Genomic DNA, 20,110 nt, shown 5'->3' with positions numbered 1-20,110 from the left:
ATCTCCATCCTTATTCAACGGTGACAAACAGAGCAATCCGTCTTACTCTGAATGTTGTATTCCTCTACTAACCTCCTCCCCAGAACCTCTTGGTCTTCCCTAGGCTTCCAATCCATATCGAAGACATACTCCCGCGGTCGCACAAAATGCTCTGGTGCTCGATGGCAACTCAAACACCATTGCATGGTCAGGGGCTTAGCACGCCAGGTTAGTGGCATTTCATCTACTGGCCCATGACAGGAAACGCAACCGATACCCTTATGAATATGAATACTGTGATTAAAGTAAACAAAATCAGGTAAATCATGGACTCGTTTCCAACGCAACGGCTTATTCTCTTGATAACTCTCTACCACCGGTGCAAGCATCGGTGCATCCGTAAAAATCTGGGAGTGGCAAGTCATGCAAATTTCTGTTGAAGGAAAGCCAGCAAAAGAAGATTTCTCTACAGAAGTATGACAGTAGCGACAATCAATGCCATCATCTTGGACATGATGCTTATGGCTAAAAGGAACAGGTTGTTCAACAGGTGTTCCAATTGCCGCCATGGGGTCCAAAGTAGCTCGCCAAATCACTGCTATACTTGAGAAAAATAAAATAACCCCCAGAATCACTAACTTTAAAATCAGAATAAAAGGAGATGAGAAAATCTGGGGCATCGCAAAAACTTAGTCCTATATCTTAAATCTAAAGCTATTATCCATAGTAACTTTATTACCCTACCCGGCATCTCCCAGTAATCGTCCGATAAAGCTAAAAAAAGCCACTACTTATGGGTATAGACTAGAAAATAGAATTTGCATAGCCAAATAGATTAAAGCAGCGAGTCTGCTATATTGAGCCTCCTATAAAGGGATTCTCCAACCACCTCTGAACATAGTAACTACACGGGAGGATAGCCGAAACTATTCACTAGTCAGGCAATGGCTAGCCAGAATATTTATGAAATCCGGAATAATTACCTCTCTGCTGAAAGGCACTCCTCTTCCCCAGAGAGACTAATCAGTCACATGGGCAGGATTTTATCTTACATTACTAGCAGAAACTGGTCTTGCCAGGTTCTCTCTCTCGGAGAATTTTAATATTTTTTGTCGCTATTTTTTTCCGAAAGTAACCGCTCATAGAGATTAACATAGTTAGTAGCCATCTGTTTCGAGGTAAACAGCCGCCAATAACGAGCTTCAGCATTTTTGCCCATTCTCACCGCAACCTCGGGATGATGCCAAAGAAACTCCATGGCCTCCCTAAATGCGCGGGGGTTACTCGGGGGAACCACCAGACCAGTCTGGTTATGGATATTGATATAACTGGTACCTGTACCAATCTCGCTAGATATCATAGGCTTGCCAAACATGGCCCCTTCCAGCAAAGAAATTCCAAAGGCCTCAGAGCGAAGATGGGAAGGAAACACAATGGCTAGACTCAGTTTAATCAGCGCTACTTTATCTTCATCGGATAGGGCCCCAAGAAAATAAATATTTTTCAAATGCAAACGTTTTGCATGCCTTCTCAATTCTTTCTCAACGGGCCCAGAACCTAAAATAACCACCGGAAAATCAGTGTCCTGAACGGCATCTAGAAGAATATGCAAGCCTTTGTAATAGCGAATCATACCCACAAACAAGAAAAAACGATCACCGACTCGTGTTTGCCAGTGCCGCAGTAATGCCGGTCTTACTTCAGGATAAGAAGTTTTATCCAAGCCTATGGGGATGACCTGAGTTTTAGTCTGATAACGATCCAACACCCGACTGGTAGCAAAATAATTAGGGGAAGTCGCCACGATACGGTCCACATGAGCCAAAAAGCAATGCATGAGTGGCCGGTAAAAATTGAATAGAAATTTCTGCCGGATAATATCAGAATGGTAAGTAACAACAGCCGGTTTCTTGACCAATGAAAGAAAATGCACAACATCCATAAATGGCCAAGGAAAATGATAATGAATCAGATCGACTTGTTTAGCTAATTGAGCAAACTTTAACAGGGCTGATACAGAGAAACTTGTTGATGCCACTTGAAAATCAAGTTGGGCACGATGAACAAGATGGTTATCAACAAAGAGACTCCCTTCGGATTTGATTTTAGTCAAGGTAAGAATTTCTGTTTCAACGCTGTAAGCGGAAACACCACGAGCAATTTGGTAAATAACTTGCTCAACACCTCCCACCGTATCTGGAAAATAAGTTTTATAAAAGTGCAAAACCCGCATAGGAATTTTATTGGAGGGCTTTTTATAAAAACAGTCACTAAGACTAAAGCTATAAATTTAAAGGCTATCTGAGTAACGTCTTCAACCAGACTGCATAAGGTTGGGCGAGCCACCATTTTAAAGGCACACGTCCATAATGTTGGCGGACGACCCTGATGGCCTCTTGGTAATGCAAGCGGCGCTGAGTCTTTGTTTTGGTCGCTCTATGATCCCGATTCACGGCAATAAATTTGTCTACAAAGTGTAACTGTCCGAAATTTTTAAATAAGCGCCACCATAAATCGTAGTCCATCGCCAGATGAAGATTTTCATTAACTCCGCCTATGGCTTCCCAAACAGAACGTCTGATCAGCGTTGCAGGCTGAGAAATAATGCAGCGTAATGCCAGGCGGTGCTCGCTAAAAGGTTCAACCCAAACAGCCCGAAGAGTTTGTTTTTTTTCAACAAAGTTCCATGAGCGTCCATAAGCCGCGGGAACTTCTAAAGATTGCTGCAATACCTTATATAAATGGATTAAGCCTTCCGGTAGCAGCCAATCATCGCTGTTAAGCCAGCACACAAAAGGCGCCTGTCCTCGCGCGATCCCTTCATTGATAGCCGCAGCTTGCCCTTGATCAGGATGGCTACGCCAGCCAGCCAGACGATATTCCCATTTACGAATCACTGCGAGGGAGTGATCCCTAGAACCACCATCCACCACGAATACCTCAATAGGCAGTTGCTGGCTAAAAATAGAGACTAAAGCCTGTTCAAGATAACAGCCTTGGTTGTACGAAGGCACCGCCACCGTGATTAACGGTTTCATTGCCACCAATTATATACCAGTTGTATTCTTCACAGGGGATCGGTTGAGTCTCCCCATAACATGTCTAAATTAAAGTTTAATCCCGGAGGTAATCCCGGGAAAGTTTCCCCTCTTCGTACAAAAAAAGCAGATCGTAATTGCACCCAAAGAGAAAAGAAATTCCCCATCAGGGGTGGTAAATTAATATTGTTGTGTTGCTGAACTCGCGCTACTTCTTCCTTGCCGATAGTCGCTAATTGAGTTGTGGTTTTGGAATCTTGGTGAACGCGGAAAGCGGCGAGAAAACGGTTTACACGCTGGAATCTACCAATACTCATGTAGCGGACAAACAAATCGTAGTCCATGGCAAAAAGAAAGCTGGTATCAATATTGCCCTTTTGTTCAAATAAACGACGGCGCCAAAAACAAGATTCCTGGGGAATGAGGTCCCAACGCCGCATCAGAAAGCTACTATGTCTAGGTAAAATCCAGTGCCCAACAACTTGATTTACTTCGTTGATAATACAGCGATGCCCGTAAAGGCAGTCCACTTCAGGATGACGGCGGAAATAATCGGCAACGAAATTAAGCGTACCAGGCAAAAGCACATCATCACTGTTTAAATAAGCCATAATTTCGCCAGAACTCAAGCTAAAGCCCTTGGCTATAGCCGCGCTTTGGCCATCATCTGGTTCTGACTGGAAATGGAAAAAATGATCACGATAGGGGGCAACCCGTTCCAAAGTATTATCAATAGAGCCACCATCCATAAAAATATATTCTAATTTTGGATAGCGCTGCTCAAATACCGAGCGCACGGTATCCGCCACGAAATCACCCTGATTAAAAGAGGGCGTTATAATACTGATAATTGGAAGTACAGAGTTAGTCACCCTCTCCATCCTTCATTGCAAAGAAACAATAGTCGCCTTTACCTAAATAATTCCAGAAGAGTTGCTGCCAAAAATTAATTCTTTGTGCTTGCATACATAAGGAACGGTCAAAGTTAACTGCATGAGAGACACTACCTCCCAGACCCAGGAAGTTTTGCATCAAAGAGATGGCTGTCCAATAGCAATGGGAGAATGTTTTAAAACAAACAGGTTGCAAACCAACTTGGCTGGCAAGTGCAAATAGGCCTTTCCGTGAAAAAATATAACGATGATAGGGAGGATGCCAATGGGCCCAGGTGGGACCAAACCAGTCAACCTGACGGGAATCCAAGTTAGGTGTACTCACGACCACTACACCGCCAGGTGCAAGCAGGAGACGGAGTCGGCGTAGAACCCGCACAGGGTCGTCCACATGCTCAATGCTTTGCCCCATGAATATGACATCAAATTGGTAGGGGGCTGGGATAATTTCAACGGCATTCTCCGCGTGCCCTTGCCAAACACAATGGCCTTTACCCCGGGCTACTTCTACCGCCTGGGCATTAGGCTCCAAACCATAAGCTCGCCAGGGCTTTTCGGCAGTAATATCATCCAGCAGGTGACCTTCAAAACAGCCGGCATCAAGCACCCGAAGAGAACTGTCGAGCTCTACCCGTGCCGCTCGAAGCACACTCGTCAACTCGGACAATGTGTTGTTTGACCAAACGTTTGGCAAAAAAAATGCAAATTTTTCCACTGGTAAATGCAATAGTATCCTTTCCCACAAGGGTTTACCATTGAACTGGCGATAGGGGGAAGTGTCCACCGGATTTTTAATAGCTACCGGTGGTGCAGAATAGTTTTGCTGATATAGCCTATCCAATTCAGAGGGTTGAACAGGCGGATGGATAATAGCAATAGCGTGCCGCGTATCTAAGTAAATGTGGTTGATGGCATTGTCGCCAAACCGGGTGTCGGGAGTGCTGAATAAGAGTCGTTCCGCCGGTTTGCCGTCAATGGGACTTAAGGCTTGGCCATATTCTGTACCAGTGAGAGTGACCAAGGGTGGCGGCATGTTGCCAAAGTCAATAGGAAAAAATAAACGGTCTTTTTTTACGCACGCAGCCAGGTATTTACGCAAGGAACGGTATTTAGACTGAAGTTGCCAGCGCAATTTTTGAAAATGCGAGGCATTAGCCAGAAAGTCGTTGCGGGAGCGGTCGACTTCCTGGTAGTAGCGTTCCATGTTTTCGCTTAGTTGTCCCTGGCGAACACGAAAACAACTCACATGTCCGGGTCTACGGATAAATTTAAATTGCGCAGATAAACGTAACCAAAGATCGTAATCACCCGCCAGTGTTAAATCCCGCCGTAAACCGCCAACAGATTGATAAGCGCTACGCCGAAAGAAAACACCATCCTGAAACAAAATGTGTTTATTCAATAGATCCCCAGTAGTGATGCCTTTCGGCTGCCGAACATTAGGATATTTCCAACCGCTCACTAGAACGGTATCTTCATGGTAGATCACAGCGACTTCCGGATGACGGGCAAAATACTCACCAATAGCAACTAAAGCTCCGCCTTCGAGTAAATCATCGGCATTCAGATAGGTCAAGATCTCACCCGTTGCTTGAGAAAAACCCTTAGCAATAGCATCATACATCCCTTCATCAGGCTCTGAGATAACCTGAGTGATTTTATTGGGTAATATGGAATCATTCTGAATACTGCCAATGATCGATAAAGTATCATCCGTCGAACCACCATCAACAACAATAAATTCCAGTGCAGGATAGGATTGCACCAATACGGAACGCAGCGTCGCCTCAATAAATTCAGCGCCATTGAGTACTGGCGTCACTACGGTAATCTTTGGTAATGGCGGCACAGCTGGCCCCTGTGCCATACGCCAAAGCCCCTGTTGAATCGTTTGTTTAAAACGTTTTTTAATATACCCAAAATATGCTCGCAACCGCCCTCTCAAATTTATGTTTTGCAACCTATAAAGTTGCTGATTAAGTTCTTCTTTTTGTGTTTCTAATAAAACCAATTGCTCGTTAAGTATTTTATTCTGAGCTTGTGCGGAATTTAGTTGTTTATCAAGGGTGCTGTTTCGCGTTTGCACAGAAGCAAGCTGCTCATCAAGATCCGCACTCTCTTTTTTGGCGGCCTCAACCTGTTGTCTTAAGCACTCAATTTGCTGCTCCAGCACTCCCCGTGACCAAGGGCTATAACAACGTTTTTTACGTTGCTGGACATACCTTTCCGCCACTTCAAATAATTGCGAAAACATTTCATTTGAAGGGGTAATATCGAATTCTGTACAGGCATTGGCATATTGTGTAGCATACCCTAATCGAGAAAAGCTTTCTTTACCCAAAGCATCCAAAAGAAGAGCAGCTTCTTCTTTTACAAAAACAGTTTTATAAGCTTCAACGGATTGGGTATGTATATAGCGTGTGGAAAGAATTTTCTTATCGCCAAAAGAACTCCTAGCATAGGAGGTATCCTGGATATCAAGATCTTTACCAGATGATTGCGATGGCAGCGACAGATAGTCAAAAATACGTGCCATTTCTGTCTCGGGGTTAGCCACTAGATTCTCATAATAGACTCTAAGTACTGGATGCTCTGTCTCAAAGGCCAATAAATAATTAAAGCCTAGAACATAATCAAATAAAAAGGGAGTGTCCGCCTGATCGGAAATAATTTTTGGAAGATTAACCGACCAGGAGGTTTTAAAAGAAGCTGCTACATCAAGTGGATTGCGCAGAAGAAAAATAATTTTTCCTTCAGGCAGAAAATTTTTTACAAAATCAAGCACATGATAGTAACGAGGAGTTTTATCAACAAAAACGGATTTTCCCGTCTCCTTCAAGGCTTGTTGATAAATAGACAAAGCCGCCTGCTTAAGCGCTTCTAACCGCCTACCCCCTAGGAATTCTGTGATTGCAGCAGACAAAAGAGGCGGGTCCGCAACATGGTCGGCGGGAGCTTGCCCGAGCGCTTCCAACCCCAATAACAACCAAGGCTCTGGGGGACAATAAACACTCTGATGCTGATTGAGCAGCCAAGACAACAAAGTTGTCCCCGAACGAGGCACTCCTAGTAAGAATACGACTGAAGAATTATCAGTCATCATCACAACCCTGCTTTCAGGAATTTAGATTTTTGCGCAGAAAAAATTTTCTCTGCTTGGCCATACAAAGCATAATCCAACTTGTTACGCCGCATAAATTCAGACGCCAAATAAGGATCGATTTCATAGCTTGCCCCAACAGTATTTTGAGGGTTACTGTTATCAGCTCTAACCGGTAAATCATTTAGCAATGGGAAAACACGGCCCAACATTTTTATGCTGTCGTCGAAATGCTCCGTTAAGCCAATAAAACTAAACTGACTCAAAGGAAAGCGCCAAAGAAATTTAGCTTGAAAGTTAGTATGTTCTTCGGATAACAGGAACCTTTCTAAACTCCAGTTTTCCCGACAGAAACGCTTCCAGACCCGGTGTCCATCAATAACTGTTCTTTTCCAGAAAAAAAAGTGGGATATTGCCCTTTGTAAAGGATCACGAAGAAAAACTGCGTAATCTATTTTCTTGCGAGGCCTAAAATAACATCCATTAAATCTGGCGTATTTTCCAGCAAGAAAATGACCAAATATAATTGCTTCTGCGCTTGGTCTAGCCGTAACACTTGAAAATAGACAACAGGCTTTACGGTGCAAATCCGTCTTAGCAAGAGGACGATTATAATCAAAATAAAGATTATCGTCGCCCACCTTTTCCAAAATAGCTTCCTTTAATGATGTCCCTGCCGCCTTAGGGATATGAACGAATACGATTTTCATGCTGGCTTTCTATTGCAGGGCTCAAATTCATAGCCAAAAACCTCTATATCTTCCCGAAAGCGGTCCGCTACTATTTGAACAAGCTCAGGATCATAATAATCAAAATAAGGCTGCCGACTCCCTTGGTTAAGGATAGGAAGGCTTCCCCCTGCAATGTCTAAAATATCGCACAGCCTAGAGAAATCCTTATTTAATTGTTCGTAGCGAATAATTAAATCAAGATTATGATCAGGTCTCGTGCCAGCTGTATCAATGGGTAACCGCAAGTAGGTAGTCATCGGATGGATTTCATCCAACAGACGGATAAATTCATTTCGATCCCAGGTATCGCATCCTCGATGTGGTGAAAAATAAAAAGAAATCGCACGCTCCCAGGGGTTACGAACACAAGCAAATTTTCGCTTTGACCAAAATGATTCAGGTCCAAGAGCGGCAAGATAATCAGCCAGGGTTGAATGCTTAACCGTACCATAAGCGCTATATAGTCCGAAGCGGTGAACACCATCCTTGTTATCGCCCACGACAATAGCATCTTCTGAATAGGAGCTGAGAACACTTTGCAGTGCATTCCCTGCTGTTTTTGGAATATGCACAAAAATGAACTGATGGTATATCCCTATCATATGCTTAGCCTCGACTAATAAAAGCAATAGCCGTGCAAGGCAATTTCAACCGCGAAAATATCCCGAATCCGTTCTGCTTGAGTAGATGTTAGAACCTCCTGATAAGGCCGCCGATCAGTTCGGTACTCTGATTTGGCATGAACTCCAAGCGAGCCATTAAAAGGTATTCTTAGCCCCTGAAAAACTTCCCTTAAGCCGCCTATGAGGTTATCAAAGTCAAGAACCCGATCAACAATGATTTTGGAACTATTATCTGGTTCTGTATACCGGGGAAAGTTGATGGGAAACTCTTGACCGGCAAGAAATTCGTCAAGAGAAAGATTTCCATTAGCTCTAAATTTTGCCATATAATAATAAGAAAGAGTCTTATCCCAAGGGTTACGCTCCACGCAAAACTTAAAATAATTTCTCCAGGTTTTTTCTCCTATTCGTTCCCGGATCTCCGCACTTGTCATACGATTATAAAAACCTTTGTGGTTACGGGGACAGTGGGGCTCTACAGGAGGGTAAATGGGTGTGACAATATCAGAGGATGCACAAAATTGAGAAAGGAACACCTCAATGCTGGTTCCTGCGGTTTTCCCATTTTTTATAAAAATAAACTTATACTTGTGAGAAATAATCATTGCTTACTGTTCGCACACAAGCTCTAAGTCATTAAATCCCAACAAACAGTTATCGGATCGTGGCAGTACGTCAAATGTTAATGCGCCTGGAATTTTATGTAAAATATAGTATTGTTTCTGATCTTTACGTTCTTCTAGTCTTAGGGTAATAAAATACTTTCCTTCATTAAATTTTGCTGTAAATCTTATGGTTAGGGTAGCTAATTTTTCTTCTAAATCAGCCTGCTCGATCCGAAACCACTGACCACCTATACCGACTAGATTAACTGCTTGGATTACTACCGCTAGACAGGGATATTTAATATGGGCTGCGAATTGACAAATCACTTTTAGCTCAATGGTTTCCCCATAGTTGAAAAAAGCATTATTCTGGCCAGTCACCGAGAAAACAGCAGATAAAATTTCTCCTTCGCTGGTCCCATAACCACCATAGGCTTTTTCCCTGATAGCCGTATCCATGCCTTTATTTTTTTTGGGTGCGCTACGGGCTTGCTCGGCACGTACATCCATGAAGTAGTACTCAGAAATATGCTCTGGTTCACCCTCTGCTTTTTTTTGGCCATTTTCAAGATAAATCGCACGATGACAAAAAGATTTAACCGCACTCATGTCATGGGAGACAAACAGTAGGGTCGTACCTTTGGAAATCAAATCCTGAAGCCGCTCTCGGCATTTGAACTGAAATACCGCATCGCCTACCGCTAAAGCCTCGTCAATAATTAATACTTCGGGTTCGAGACAGGCGGAAACGGCAAAGGCAAGCCGCATGGTCATCCCTGAAGAATAGGTTTTAACCGGTTGTTCAATAAAATTTCCAATCTCTGCAAAGGCGGCAATTTCATCAAACCGGCGTTCGATCTCAGTACGGCTGAATCCAAGGATAGCACCGTTGAGAAAAACATTTTCCCGTCCTGTAAATTCGGGGTTGAAGCCACTGCCCAATTGCAGTAGGGCAGCGACTCTGCCTTGAACGGTAATCCTTCCGGCAGTAGGTGTCAAAGTACCCGCAATCAGTTGAAGCAAGGTGCTTTTGCCAGCACCATTACGCCCGATGATAGCTACGGCTTCCCGCCGCCGGACTTGTAAGGAAACATTGAGCAATGCCCAGAATTCACGATAAAATTTCTTACGTCCCCTAAGAAAAGATTGCCATAAACGATCCTGTGGACGTTGATATAAATGGTAACACTTACTGACGTTGTCCACATCAATCAAAATTTCGGGATCAATTTTCATCATCGAAATTAACGTTATATTACATCAGCGAAGCCAGGGCGTGTCTTTTGAAAGCAGACATAACCCGACCAGGCTACAGCAACAGAAATTAATAAATAGATTAGGTATCCCTTCAGCTCTGGAATGTCTCCTCCAATGAGGGTCGCACGTACCCGCTCGATGACATAAGTGAGGGGATTAAATTCCAAGCAAGCGCGAAAAGGTTCGGGCACTGAGCTTACAGGATAAAAAATAGGGGAAAAAAAGAGCAAACCACTGCTAATAAAGGTAACCAACTGAGCTAGATCCCGAAAATACACGGTAGCCGCTGCGATGAACCAACTGACCCCCACAGCAATCAGACTCAATGGCAATATCAGCATGGGAATAAAGGCAGTAGCTAACGTCACCCCTTCATGGGCAATACTCCAAATAACGATCAGCAATAAAAAACTGATAGCCGCATGCAACAGGCTCGATCCCAAAACGACAACCGGCAGTATTTCAAGGGGAAAAACCACTTGCTTGACATAACCAGGGTTACCAAGGATGAGATAAGGGGCCCGGCTGATGCACTCGGATAATAGCCCGTGAACGATTAAACCAGCGAATAACACTAGCGCGAAATCAAAAGTATTTTCCGTTGAGAGACCCCAGCGTGCTTTAAAAACCACGCCAAATACGAAAGTGTACATGGCTAGGGAAAACAACGGATTGATAAAAGACCACAAGAATCCGGCAAAAGAACCCCGATAACGACCCGCTACTTCGCTCCAAATAAGCTGGGCAATCAGCTCCCGAACTTTGATGAATTGCCTGATCGCAGTGATAGGGGAAATGGAAAACCTCGGCATTGTAAAATGGGCATCTTCTTCAATGTTCATCAAGTACCATGATTGCCGCTTGCTGTTTGCCATTCCCAATCGAAGCAGCGGTCTCAGTGGACAATTCCTCTAGCGAACCACCAGTTTCACCCTGGATATCTACCCAGAAATGAGGTAAACCCAAATTTCGCAACCAGGCCGGGCCATCAGTTTCTTTCAACATGGTGATGGTAGAGGCACTCCCCGCCACCACGCACAAATCACTGACCACGGTCACCGATGCCAAATGCCGCACTGGCCAACCCGTCTTAGGGTTAAGAACATGGCCGTAACGGACGCCGTTTAATACGATGCAACGCTCATAATCACCGCTACTGGCAATAGCCCCTTCCTGCAGCAGGAGCATTCGGGTTGCTGCGCCTTGATGATTTGGGTGACGGATGCCAATCCGCCAAGGTTCGCCATCGGGGCGGGGACCAATAATTTTAATATCGCCGCCTAAATTCACTAGACCATGCCGAACCCCCGCTTGCAAACTCAGCGAGGCTGTGCGGTCAGCGGCATATTCCTTGACGATACCGCCAAAATCAATTTCCATTCCGGGTAAGGGAAATTCCAATACCGGCGGCGCCCAGCGCAGCTTACTCCAGCCAATTTTGCTAAGCAGCTCTTGCACTTGCGTTTTACTCGGCAATTTGCCTGATTTAAAGTTCCAAGCGCGCCGCAAGATGCCGGAAGTAATGTCAAACAATCCTTCGCTCTGCTCATAGCAAGTGGCCGCATAATTGAGCAATCCTGCTGTTTCCTCATCTACCGAAATACGCCCCCCAGCCATCGCCACCCGATTGATCTCAGAAAGAAAACTATCAGCACGGTAGCGGGAATACAGTGCTTCCAGTCGGCGTACATCGGCGATGATGAGTTCCGCCGCTCGTTGGGCTTTAGCCTGGGTTTGGGCATAGAGTTGGATCTCGCAGGGTGTGCCCATGGCATGGAAAGCATCGCGGTAAAGCTGCACTCTACCCCCAAAAAATCAGCCGCCAGAACTGGAGTCCGAACCTCAGAGAGAAAATACCCCTCTGCTCACTCCGTTGTTGATTAGAACGCCAAATCCCAAGTGACAAAAAGTGTGCCCTCCCGTTCCAGTTGAAAGCCGTTGACATCATCCCTCACCGGTTGTATCCACTCGAAGCTCAATCGATTCCCCTTAAGCCCCCCCCCTAAAGTAGAGGCATTGAGGCCAAAACCCACATCCCAGAAGCGTCCGCCGTAATTGTCCGGGAAATCCACCGGCGCCGAGTTCGGGGTCGGTCCGTTGAATTGACCGTTAATCCCACCTTGTATCGTATAGATGCCTCGGACCGAAGCAGAGAGCCAATTGAACAGGCTATAACCGCCCCAGGCCGTGGCCTGAAATATATCGCCAAAAGAGAAACCGGAGGAGTTTTCGCTTTCCAAGCGCAGGGTGCCGCTCAGTTGGCCGCCCCAAGACCAGCGCTCTAACCCACCCGTGTAGGTCAGGTTAGGCAAAAAATCCCAGGTACCGCTGCCAAGCTGCATTCCATAGTGAAGAAATAAGGGTTTGCCAAAATCCGGGCTATTCTCGTTAATTTCCATACCCTCGACTTTAATATCCACATCACCGGTCGGGGCGCTGATGCCTAAGCCCAGGTGCAAGTGGTGCCGGGGAGAATCCAATAATTTAACTAGCGCAAACAGCCTCGTATCACCCAACCCACCAGTGGCATGGCCGCCCCCCTCGATGGCATGGCTGTGCCCGCCAACCGCATCCGGATCCGGAGGGGGCGCCCCCTCAAGCTCCCGCAAGCCCATGTCCATATCCATGAACATGGGCATCAGCATCACATTCAACCAATCTGTCGGCGCATACATGAGATCGAGCATATGCATATGCATGTTCATATGCTCCGACGTCACCTGGCAGGGATTGTCCCCGCAGGCGTTATTGACGATGGCAAGATCATTGACGGCTTGGGCGCCATGGAGCGTGTCGCCACCGTGGCGGCTATACCGATACCGGTAGCCCACCATGAAATGGCCGGGTATCTTTAGCATATGGTCAAACATTACCCCTGCCGGGGCATAATCACTGTGCTCAGCGTGACCGCTCGGGTGTTCATGTTCCCCATAACCGCCGCCAGAATGGCTAAGGGCCGAGAGATCCACCTTCAGCAGCGCATTGGCCAGGAAATAGTTGAAATCGGCAAAATCGCCGGTCCCTCCCCCCCCCAGCTTTAAGGAGCCTGCGTGGGTATAATATTCAAAACCCGCCTCCAGGGTGACCCCTTTGGCGAATTGCTTACTCAAGGTCACTCCACCGCTTAGGGCCCCAAAAGCGGATAGCCGATGGTCACTGGAAAAATGGTCGGGAGTGGGCAATTGGCTTTGATTGGCCAAGATCTCTCCTACCGAAAACGGCCCCTGATCGACTATAAAAAACGGACTGTAAAAGTCCGCGGCGCTTTGACTGTAATACCTGACTGTCGGGGTGATGGTCCAACCTCCGCCTATAGGTTGGCCCCAGGACACGTCAAAAGTATGGGCGTTAATCCCCCAATCATCATGAAAAAAATTGTAATTAAAATGCAAAGCGGCATCCAACCCAGCAAGATAACGGGAATAGCCTATGTTCCAGTTAAATTGCTCCCGCTCTTCAGGGCGTTTATCGTAGCGGGTAAAAAGCCACGACATTCCTGGGGTCTCCAAGGGCACGAAAAACACGGATTCCTTATAAACATTTGAGAGAAAACCCGAGCTATGGGTATAACCAAAGCCTGCCTTGAATACTGAGTTTTTATCCAAAACCTGGGTGAGGCCAAGATTGACCGAAGTATCCGTTCGCCGGTCATTAACCCTCACCGACCAATCTGGAAAATCTGGGTTGACTTCACCCTCGGGATCGACTGGAACCGACGTTACTCGAAATGGAAAACGCAGGGCATCGATGGTGCTGTTAATATAACCGACTCCCCCCGTCAAGGTGGTAAGCTTCTGGTTGAAATCCCAGCGCCCACCCAGGCTGAAATAGCGGGATTCATAGTCATCTTCCAAGGAAATACCACCTCCCAGGTCTAGCGCCGCCTCATCCCATTCGTAGCTGAGGTTGAAATCTCCCTGCTTACGGGTTTCCGGCGAGGCCTCAGCCATCACGTGCACAGTTTCGGCAGTAATCACGGATTCAAAGGTTCCCGGAATGGTTGCTGACCCCTGACCCGTGTCGATGTCAAAATTAACCACCCCTCCCCTGAGATCAAAGAAAGGTGACGCCCCGGTTTGGGCGTTGGGGTTAAATCGGACAGCAGCGGCTGGCGCCGTGGTGATGGGGGTAGCCCCTACCCAAGTATCCTGAATAAAATTGGCACGGAATCTCAAGCGGTCAGTGAGGTCAATTTCCCCAGAGGTTTCCAGACTATCCACCTGAATGTCATTGTCTTTATTCCGAAATTGACTTTGAGTGCCGCCGCCCTCCTCATAACGGCCGTATTGGAAGTTGAATTCCCCCCCCTCAAAGGCGGCATGGGCCGGTGGCAACATTAAACCGGGCAAGGCCAGTGCCGCAGAAGTTAATGCCAACAGCGAAGGGCTGGCTCGGCACTTGGAAGGTCTGGCGGTAAACTTCGGCTTAATAGCAGCCACACCCCGCCCCTTCAGCAGAGCCACTGCCGGCAGCCGCCTCGCGGCTATTGTAGCCATGGGCACGCAAACCGCTCTGCATGGGATGGGGATCTAGCGCCATATGAGGCTTAGCCAGGTTACCCCGTTCCCAGGGAGCCACCGAGGCGCAACCTGACAGCCCTACCGTCAAAAATAATAGCAGCGCGCTTATTATTTTTATTCTTTTTATCTTGGTTATTCGCTTGCCTCTCATCATTACGGTATTTCTCTTCAAGTCCGGCACCCATCAAATGAATTTTGGCGTTTGGCAAAACGCTTTTATCAATATAGTAATATTATCGAAAGGGGCAGGAAAAGCAGTCCGCACACAACCCTAAAAAATTAAGGGTTAGCCGCTTTTTCTTTTAAAATCTTTTGGACCTGTACCCGCAGTTCTTCAACATCTCCAGATCGGAACCCCAAGTGGACATAACGGATCATTCCGTTTCGATCAACCAGAAAAGAAGACGGCATGGCTTGAACATCGAATGATCGGGCACACTGCTGATCGGGATCAGTCACGATATCAAAACGGGTAGGAAATTTCGCTAAAAATTTCTGGGCATCACTTAATTTCTCATCCAGGTTAATCCCTAGGATCTGCAATCCCTGATCACCAAAACGCCGATGTAGGTTATTTAGGAATGGAAATGATTTTACACATGGGGGACACCAAGAAGCCCAAAAATCCACATAAATAACTTTTCCTTGCCATTGCTCAATAGTGACCTGTTCCGCTGTACCGAAAGTATTCAGCATACAGTTGGGTGCCTCCCGTTTGATTTCAGAAGCGGCAAGCGTTTGCAGCGGAATAGCAACCAGTAGGAAATAAAAAAGAGCCGGTCTTAGTTTATTCATGCTTAGGTTCTTAATAATGAGGCGTTATGGTGTTAAAACTCCAATTTTTAGGACAGCCCCTTGAGCTTGCTCCCTCTCAAGAAGAAAGCTCACTGAAATCCTTTTAAACAACAATAGACACACAACAAGCCATTATTACTGGTCTTGTAAGACCGTCAATGACGTCCCCGTGTGGATGCCAGAATTTGTTTTACAGTGGTATTCAAGCAAATAACTTTTAGGGCTAGTTTTAAGTTTATGCACCATGACATTATAAGCTCCGTTTCCTCCAGAGACAGAGGTCAGGGGACCAAAATTCTTATCGTGGTTAAAATCCTTATCCACTCTAAAAGGGTCCGAGGCAGTTCTAACCACTGTTTCCCTCTGGACTACTGCGCTTATTTTACCCCCGCCCTGGGCTTCGGTAGCATCAAACACTCGAACCTCAAGCACGTCAGAGGCCTCACCTGCCTCAGTAGAGCAAATAATTAAGTAGTGATCGGTAGCGCTAGCCTCATTGCCCAAGGCGCCGACTTGATCATGGGCGGCCCCATTAACAGAATATCCCAATGCAGCCACCATGGATGCGATGACCCACTTATTTTTTAAAGTTGCATTTTTCATAAATTCTTTCCTCTCATCATGCTACTCGTATTGGCGTGGATTCGTTTGCAAGATTTGCTCAAGCTTCATGCTAGCTAAATCTCGCACTACCTTATCCGTATCATGGAGCGCCGTTTCAAGTAAAGCCACATTCTCTCCTGCATTGCTAACCGCCATCAATCGTACCCCCACATCACTGTCATGCAAAGCTTCTTGTAACACATCGTCCCTTTCAGGATCATTGCGCCGGGCAAGCCCGGACACAGCCTGCGCCCTGACGCTTGGGTTTCGATCTCCTAAAGCCTCCGTCAAAATATTTCTGATACTTTCATCATCAGCCTCATCTAGCAGCGCAAGACGGGACAAGGCTTCCTCCCGTTGTCCGGAATTGGGTGATTGGGCCAGTGCCACAAGCTTTTCCATTTCATTCTGCTTCAAACTTGATAGGGCCGTTTGCCCTTCCCCAGACACCGACTGCTGCTCATGCTGAATGGGATTATTCAAATTTTTTGTGGTATCGCAAATAATTTGCTGCTCAGTCTCCTGGGGCAACCGATGCCCACTTGGATTTGAACTCAGTACCCACACTTCTTGAAGCAGGGGCGTTGGGCTACTTGTAGATGACTTATCCCCATACCGATAAATAAGACTGGCTTCTTTGCCTAGGACGCATTTTAGCACCTCCAGAGTTGCCCCTGCGCAAGTTGCCGTCACCCGTTTCTGGGGCATAGGAGAGGCATGTAAGCGGATGCCGGTTTCATTTTCAATGATTTTAAATATTTGCTCTAGCGGTGCTTGCTCCACTTCTAAATGCAAGCCGCCGTTGTTCATGGAGAGGGATTCAAGTTTTTGACTCTGATCATGAAAAGTCTCGCCTGCAAAGACAAATGAGTGGATAAAAGAAAGTGGGATTAATAATAAAAATTTACCCGCAGACATCTCGACCCCCGAATATTAGAGAAGTCCAGAAAAAATAATTTTGGCTCAGGCATCTCAAGAGCCCACTGTTAAGCAAGCGCGAGGCACTATGCGCCTCGCGAATCTTACCCTTTACAAACCCCCTACCTAGAGTCCGGGAATAAACCCCGACACGGGCAGATACTCATCAATTCCCTCCGCCGAGGGTTCCACCGCTACCTCATAACCCTCATCGCAACTTTCGGGAAGAGGATTAGCCGCTAAATCCCGGTTAATGGTCAAAGTGGGCCAAAAGCCTACAGAAACCACTCGCTCGTCATTGAATACCGGGGTCAGTTTCCCTATCCATGCATCCACCCGGCGTGCGCCTTCCCTTTCGTGGCACCAATTGGCTATCCCAATACGTGCCCTTACCTTGGTCGCACAGGACTCTTCCACAAAGGTGACTCCTGAAACGCGAAAAGGGATAACACCTGCCAAATCAGCCTGCAACTCACCGTCAGTATAATGAATGCCTCTCACCACCCCCGTCTCATCGGTGAACTGTTCGATCATATTGAAAATATCCCGGTTTTGAATCGCCTTGGGGTTAATCAGACCGTTTGAATGGGCGCCGCCAATGAGCACCTCCCCTAAGCTAATGGCTTCCTCGGTATCCAAACGGGTGACAATGGCATTAGGTCCATTGGGGAAAACCACCGACTGAGAGATGACTGGAAGACTGTCTTTATCCTCAAAACCACAACCATGGCCGATGGAAAACCCCGTAAACAGAGTGGTTCCTTCGTTAGCTTGATCTTTAATGACAGTATGGGCAAACACCAGGGAACTGATGCTATATACAGCAAAAAGCAGAAAAAATAAGGTTATTTTTTTTATCAAGGCAGCCTCCTCGTATCCCTGTATCGTGAATGTTAAAACATAAAGAGAACTTAATCGTGGGCGACAAAGTTAAACTTACTGTCGCTATAAATACGGCTAGGGTAACCATCTTAAGGCAAAAACCATTCCATGATTAATTTACGTTAAAATACATATACTTATAAGCAGGAAGCTTATCCGGTAGCCAAAAATTACGCCAAATAACGCAATTTTGATAAAAAATTATGCCAAATAACGCAATTTTGATAAAAAATTATAATTAAATCAAAAATTTATATTAAATTCGCTAGGGCTTGGAGCAGAGAATTACCAGCCCGTCAAATGCCCTGCTGCACTCGCTCCTAGGGCCTTAGAGCTCATGAACTAGACAGGAAAAGTTGTATTCCGCCAAAATCTCTCAGAATACTCACCGACCTAGCCACCGCTTATCTCAATGAAGGCAAAGAAATCACACCCGTTGCCGGCTTCCTCCCCCGACAACCCCTCCGGCAATGATGTGGGCGGTGCGCAGAGGTTCGGGAATAATGCTGTGGATGGCAAAACGCCGGATTGTTGCCTCCGCCACGGCCAGGGGCAAACCAACCCGTTGGATATAAATACCAGCGACAAGCTCCGGCGGCCCAGCTCGCTCAATCAGCGCCCACTTGCGTCGACCTCCAGGGACCCGATTTAAGAGGGCTTTCTTGATGGCTGTAAAATTGGGCGCCCGTCGGGCGATGACCAACACCGGGATACCCGTGGCTTGGTAAAGGTGGTGCAAATCCACGACGTTAAATCCGGCCAAGGCAATCCCCTGGAGCATCAGCAATTGGGTGTGTGGGAAAAAACGTGAGGCCGTGATTAAACGGATCAGGGTTTGGGTTGAATTCACGCCGTCGCGGCGCACTTTACCGCTCAGGACACCATCAAGGCGTTCCGCGGAATATACCGCCCCCACCACCAACACATCCCCGTGGTGTTGTGCTGGAAAGGGAGCATCATCAAAACCAATCACATGGGACAGCGAGCGCACCATCTTGGACTAAACTCTAAACTTATGCGAATATTTTAAGTTTTTCCCTTCCAAGCGAAGGTACACTGGCCCTTTAACGCGTTTATCGGGCCACCTGACAACCCCTAATCAATCTAAGGAATTCATATGCGTAAGGGAGCCTCGTTTCTGGTCGCCGCCTTTATCCTGCCGCTCATTGGAGGGACTAGTGCTGCGGACGAACTTGAAACAGACAGCCAAAAACTGAGTTATATTATCGGGTATCAGATCGGTCAAAACTTGCAACGGCAAGGGATAGAGCTAGATAAGCAAGCTTTTCTACTCGCTATTGAGGACGCGCTGAAGCAAACCCCCTCGCGACTTTCTCCTGAGCAAGCAAAAGCGGCAATGAAGGCCATGCAACAACAGGAGCAACAGCAACGAACCAAACTCGCAGAGAAAAATAAAGCTGCCGGAAAAGCCTATCTCCAAGCCAATAAAGAAAAGCAAGGAGTCGTTGAACTTGACAGCGGTCTACAATATCGCATCATCCAGCAAGGGGAAGGCGAAAAGCCCGCCGCCGACGATACGGTGGTGGTGAACTATCGTGGCACGCTGATTGATGGCACGGAGTTCGATAGCTCTTACAAACGGGGTCAACCGGCCACCTTCAAAGTCAATGGCGTCGTCAAAGGCTGGCAACAAGCATTGCAGTTAATGCCCGTGGGCTCCAAATGGGAAATCGTCATCCCCCCTACTCTCGCCTACGGTCCACAGGGCGCTGGCCGCCTCATTGGCCCCAATGAAACCCTGATCTTCGATATTGAGCTACTCGAAATTAAATAATCTAGAAAAAGTCAACATTCATAGCACTGTTCCTGTGCTTCTAAGCGATCAACCACCGTTTGTAGGATAATCATTCCCTTTAAGGGCTGTGGGCGCCTGCTCGCAGCCCCTATGCCCTACCTTGAAGGAGCACAAGGAAGTGCGACGCCCCCCCCAGCGAGAGTGCGCAGCTTGCTACGCGGTGAGCGCGAGGGTCAGGATGACTTGCGTTTCGCCATGAATTCGCGTTTCGCGTAGTTGCCCAGCACGGTTTCAACCAAGTTTGATAGCGTTCGGTTTTCCCTCTTAGCCAACTTTTGAAGTTGCTTTTTGAGATCGGCATCAACCCGTACATTTAAATATTCCCTTGCCATTGTTATTAAAGCCCTGTT

20 protein-coding genes are annotated in these 20,110 nt (G+C 46.6%); 1 reads left to right on the top strand and 19 read right to left on the bottom strand.

Annotated features, from left to right (window positions below):
* Positions 1 to 14: 14 nt before the first annotated feature.
* The 18 genes from NHAL_RS12625 to NHAL_RS12545 all read right to left on the bottom strand — a co-directional run bounded on the left by NHAL_RS12625 (position 15) and on the right by NHAL_RS12545 (position 18,938).
* Positions 15 to 659, bottom strand: a complete 645-nt coding sequence (locus NHAL_RS12625) for a cytochrome c3 family protein (RefSeq protein ID WP_013033539.1) — start codon at positions 657 to 659, stop codon at positions 15 to 17.
* A 419-nt stretch (positions 660 to 1,078) separates the two neighbouring features.
* Positions 1,079 to 2,170 carry a glycosyltransferase gene (locus tag NHAL_RS12620; RefSeq protein ID WP_275260967.1) on the bottom strand — a complete coding sequence of 364 codons (1,092 nt, stop codon included), beginning with the start codon at positions 2,168 to 2,170 and terminating at the stop codon, positions 1,079 to 1,081.
* Positions 2,171 to 2,276: 106 nt separating this feature from the next.
* Positions 2,277 to 3,017: a glycosyltransferase family 2 protein gene (locus NHAL_RS12615; protein WP_013033537.1), complete on the bottom strand. Its 741-nt coding sequence runs from the start codon at positions 3,015 to 3,017 to the stop codon at positions 2,277 to 2,279.
* A 29-nt stretch (positions 3,018 to 3,046) separates the two neighbouring features.
* Positions 3,047 to 3,898 (bottom strand): glycosyltransferase family 2 protein, encoded by an 852-nt coding sequence (locus NHAL_RS12610; RefSeq protein WP_041354939.1) that lies wholly within the window; start codon positions 3,896 to 3,898, stop codon positions 3,047 to 3,049.
* Positions 3,882 to 7,013, bottom strand: coding sequence for a sulfotransferase (locus tag NHAL_RS19870; protein ID WP_013033535.1), 3,132 nt, complete (start codon positions 7,011 to 7,013; stop codon positions 3,882 to 3,884). The genes NHAL_RS12610 and NHAL_RS19870 overlap by 17 nt, the downstream gene beginning before the upstream one ends.
* Positions 7,013 to 7,720 (bottom strand): sulfotransferase family 2 domain-containing protein, encoded by a 708-nt coding sequence (locus NHAL_RS12600; protein WP_013033534.1) that lies wholly within the window; start codon positions 7,718 to 7,720, stop codon positions 7,013 to 7,015. Before NHAL_RS12600 ends, NHAL_RS19870 begins: the two co-directional genes overlap by 1 nt.
* The gene (locus NHAL_RS12595; RefSeq protein WP_013033533.1) at positions 7,717 to 8,343 is read right to left on the bottom strand and encodes a sulfotransferase family 2 domain-containing protein; all 627 of its coding nucleotides are present in this window, start codon (positions 8,341 to 8,343) and stop codon (positions 7,717 to 7,719) included. Before NHAL_RS12595 ends, NHAL_RS12600 begins: the two co-directional genes overlap by 4 nt.
* Before the next feature lie 14 nt (positions 8,344 to 8,357).
* On the bottom strand, positions 8,358 to 8,969 hold the full coding sequence (locus tag NHAL_RS12590; protein WP_013033532.1) for a sulfotransferase family 2 domain-containing protein: 612 nt from the start codon (positions 8,967 to 8,969) through the stop codon (positions 8,358 to 8,360).
* A 3-nt stretch (positions 8,970 to 8,972) separates the two neighbouring features.
* Positions 8,973 to 10,208, bottom strand: a complete 1,236-nt coding sequence (locus tag NHAL_RS12585; RefSeq protein WP_013033531.1) for an ABC transporter ATP-binding protein — start codon at positions 10,206 to 10,208, stop codon at positions 8,973 to 8,975.
* Between the two features lie 11 nt (positions 10,209 to 10,219).
* A complete protein-coding gene (locus tag NHAL_RS12580) occupies positions 10,220 to 11,038 on the bottom strand; it encodes an ABC transporter permease (protein WP_041355709.1) in 819 nt (272 codons plus the stop codon).
* Positions 11,039 to 11,057: 19 nt separating this feature from the next.
* Positions 11,058 to 12,026, bottom strand: coding sequence for an FAD:protein FMN transferase (locus NHAL_RS12575; RefSeq protein ID WP_013033529.1), 969 nt, complete (start codon positions 12,024 to 12,026; stop codon positions 11,058 to 11,060).
* An 80-nt stretch (positions 12,027 to 12,106) separates the two neighbouring features.
* Positions 12,107 to 14,665: a DUF3570 domain-containing protein gene (locus NHAL_RS12570; protein ID WP_238985351.1), complete on the bottom strand. Its 2,559-nt coding sequence runs from the start codon at positions 14,663 to 14,665 to the stop codon at positions 12,107 to 12,109.
* Positions 14,652 to 14,900: a DUF4266 domain-containing protein gene (locus NHAL_RS20540; RefSeq protein WP_013033527.1), complete on the bottom strand. Its 249-nt coding sequence runs from the start codon at positions 14,898 to 14,900 to the stop codon at positions 14,652 to 14,654. The genes NHAL_RS12570 and NHAL_RS20540 overlap by 14 nt, the downstream gene beginning before the upstream one ends.
* Positions 14,901 to 15,025: 125 nt before the next feature.
* The gene (locus NHAL_RS12565) at positions 15,026 to 15,541 is read right to left on the bottom strand and encodes a TlpA disulfide reductase family protein (protein ID WP_013033526.1); all 516 of its coding nucleotides are present in this window, start codon (positions 15,539 to 15,541) and stop codon (positions 15,026 to 15,028) included.
* 135 nt (positions 15,542 to 15,676) lie between these two features.
* Positions 15,677 to 16,144, bottom strand: coding sequence for a hypothetical protein (locus NHAL_RS12560; RefSeq protein WP_013033525.1), 468 nt, complete (start codon positions 16,142 to 16,144; stop codon positions 15,677 to 15,679).
* 21 nt (positions 16,145 to 16,165) lie between these two features.
* A complete protein-coding gene (locus tag NHAL_RS12555; protein WP_013033524.1) occupies positions 16,166 to 17,062 on the bottom strand; it encodes a HEAT repeat domain-containing protein in 897 nt (298 codons plus the stop codon).
* Positions 17,063 to 17,188: 126 nt separating this feature from the next.
* Entirely contained in the window at positions 17,189 to 17,923 is a 735-nt protein-coding gene (locus NHAL_RS12550) for a hypothetical protein (protein ID WP_013033523.1), read from the bottom strand.
* 448 nt (positions 17,924 to 18,371) lie between these two features.
* The gene (locus NHAL_RS12545; protein WP_013033522.1) at positions 18,372 to 18,938 is read right to left on the bottom strand and encodes an endonuclease dU; all 567 of its coding nucleotides are present in this window, start codon (positions 18,936 to 18,938) and stop codon (positions 18,372 to 18,374) included.
* A gap of 123 nt (positions 18,939 to 19,061) precedes the next feature.
* Between NHAL_RS12545 and NHAL_RS12540 the strand changes: the two genes are divergently transcribed.
* The gene (locus tag NHAL_RS12540) at positions 19,062 to 19,739 is read left to right on the top strand and encodes a BamJ family beta-barrel-assembly machinery protein (RefSeq protein ID WP_013033521.1); all 678 of its coding nucleotides are present in this window, start codon (positions 19,062 to 19,064) and stop codon (positions 19,737 to 19,739) included.
* 194 nt (positions 19,740 to 19,933) lie between these two features.
* Here the strand turns inward: NHAL_RS12540 and NHAL_RS20535 are convergent, their stop codons facing one another.
* Positions 19,934 to 20,092: a ribbon-helix-helix protein, CopG family gene (locus NHAL_RS20535; RefSeq protein WP_013033520.1), complete on the bottom strand. Its 159-nt coding sequence runs from the start codon at positions 20,090 to 20,092 to the stop codon at positions 19,934 to 19,936.
* Positions 20,093 to 20,110 lie beyond the last annotated feature (18 nt).

Origin of the sequence: Nitrosococcus halophilus Nc 4 (genome assembly GCF_000024725.1) — a bacterium.
In the GTDB taxonomy this organism is placed as follows: Bacteria; Pseudomonadota; Gammaproteobacteria; order Nitrosococcales; family Nitrosococcaceae; genus Nitrosococcus; species Nitrosococcus halophilus.
This window is presented reverse-complemented; position numbering and strand designations above follow the sequence as displayed.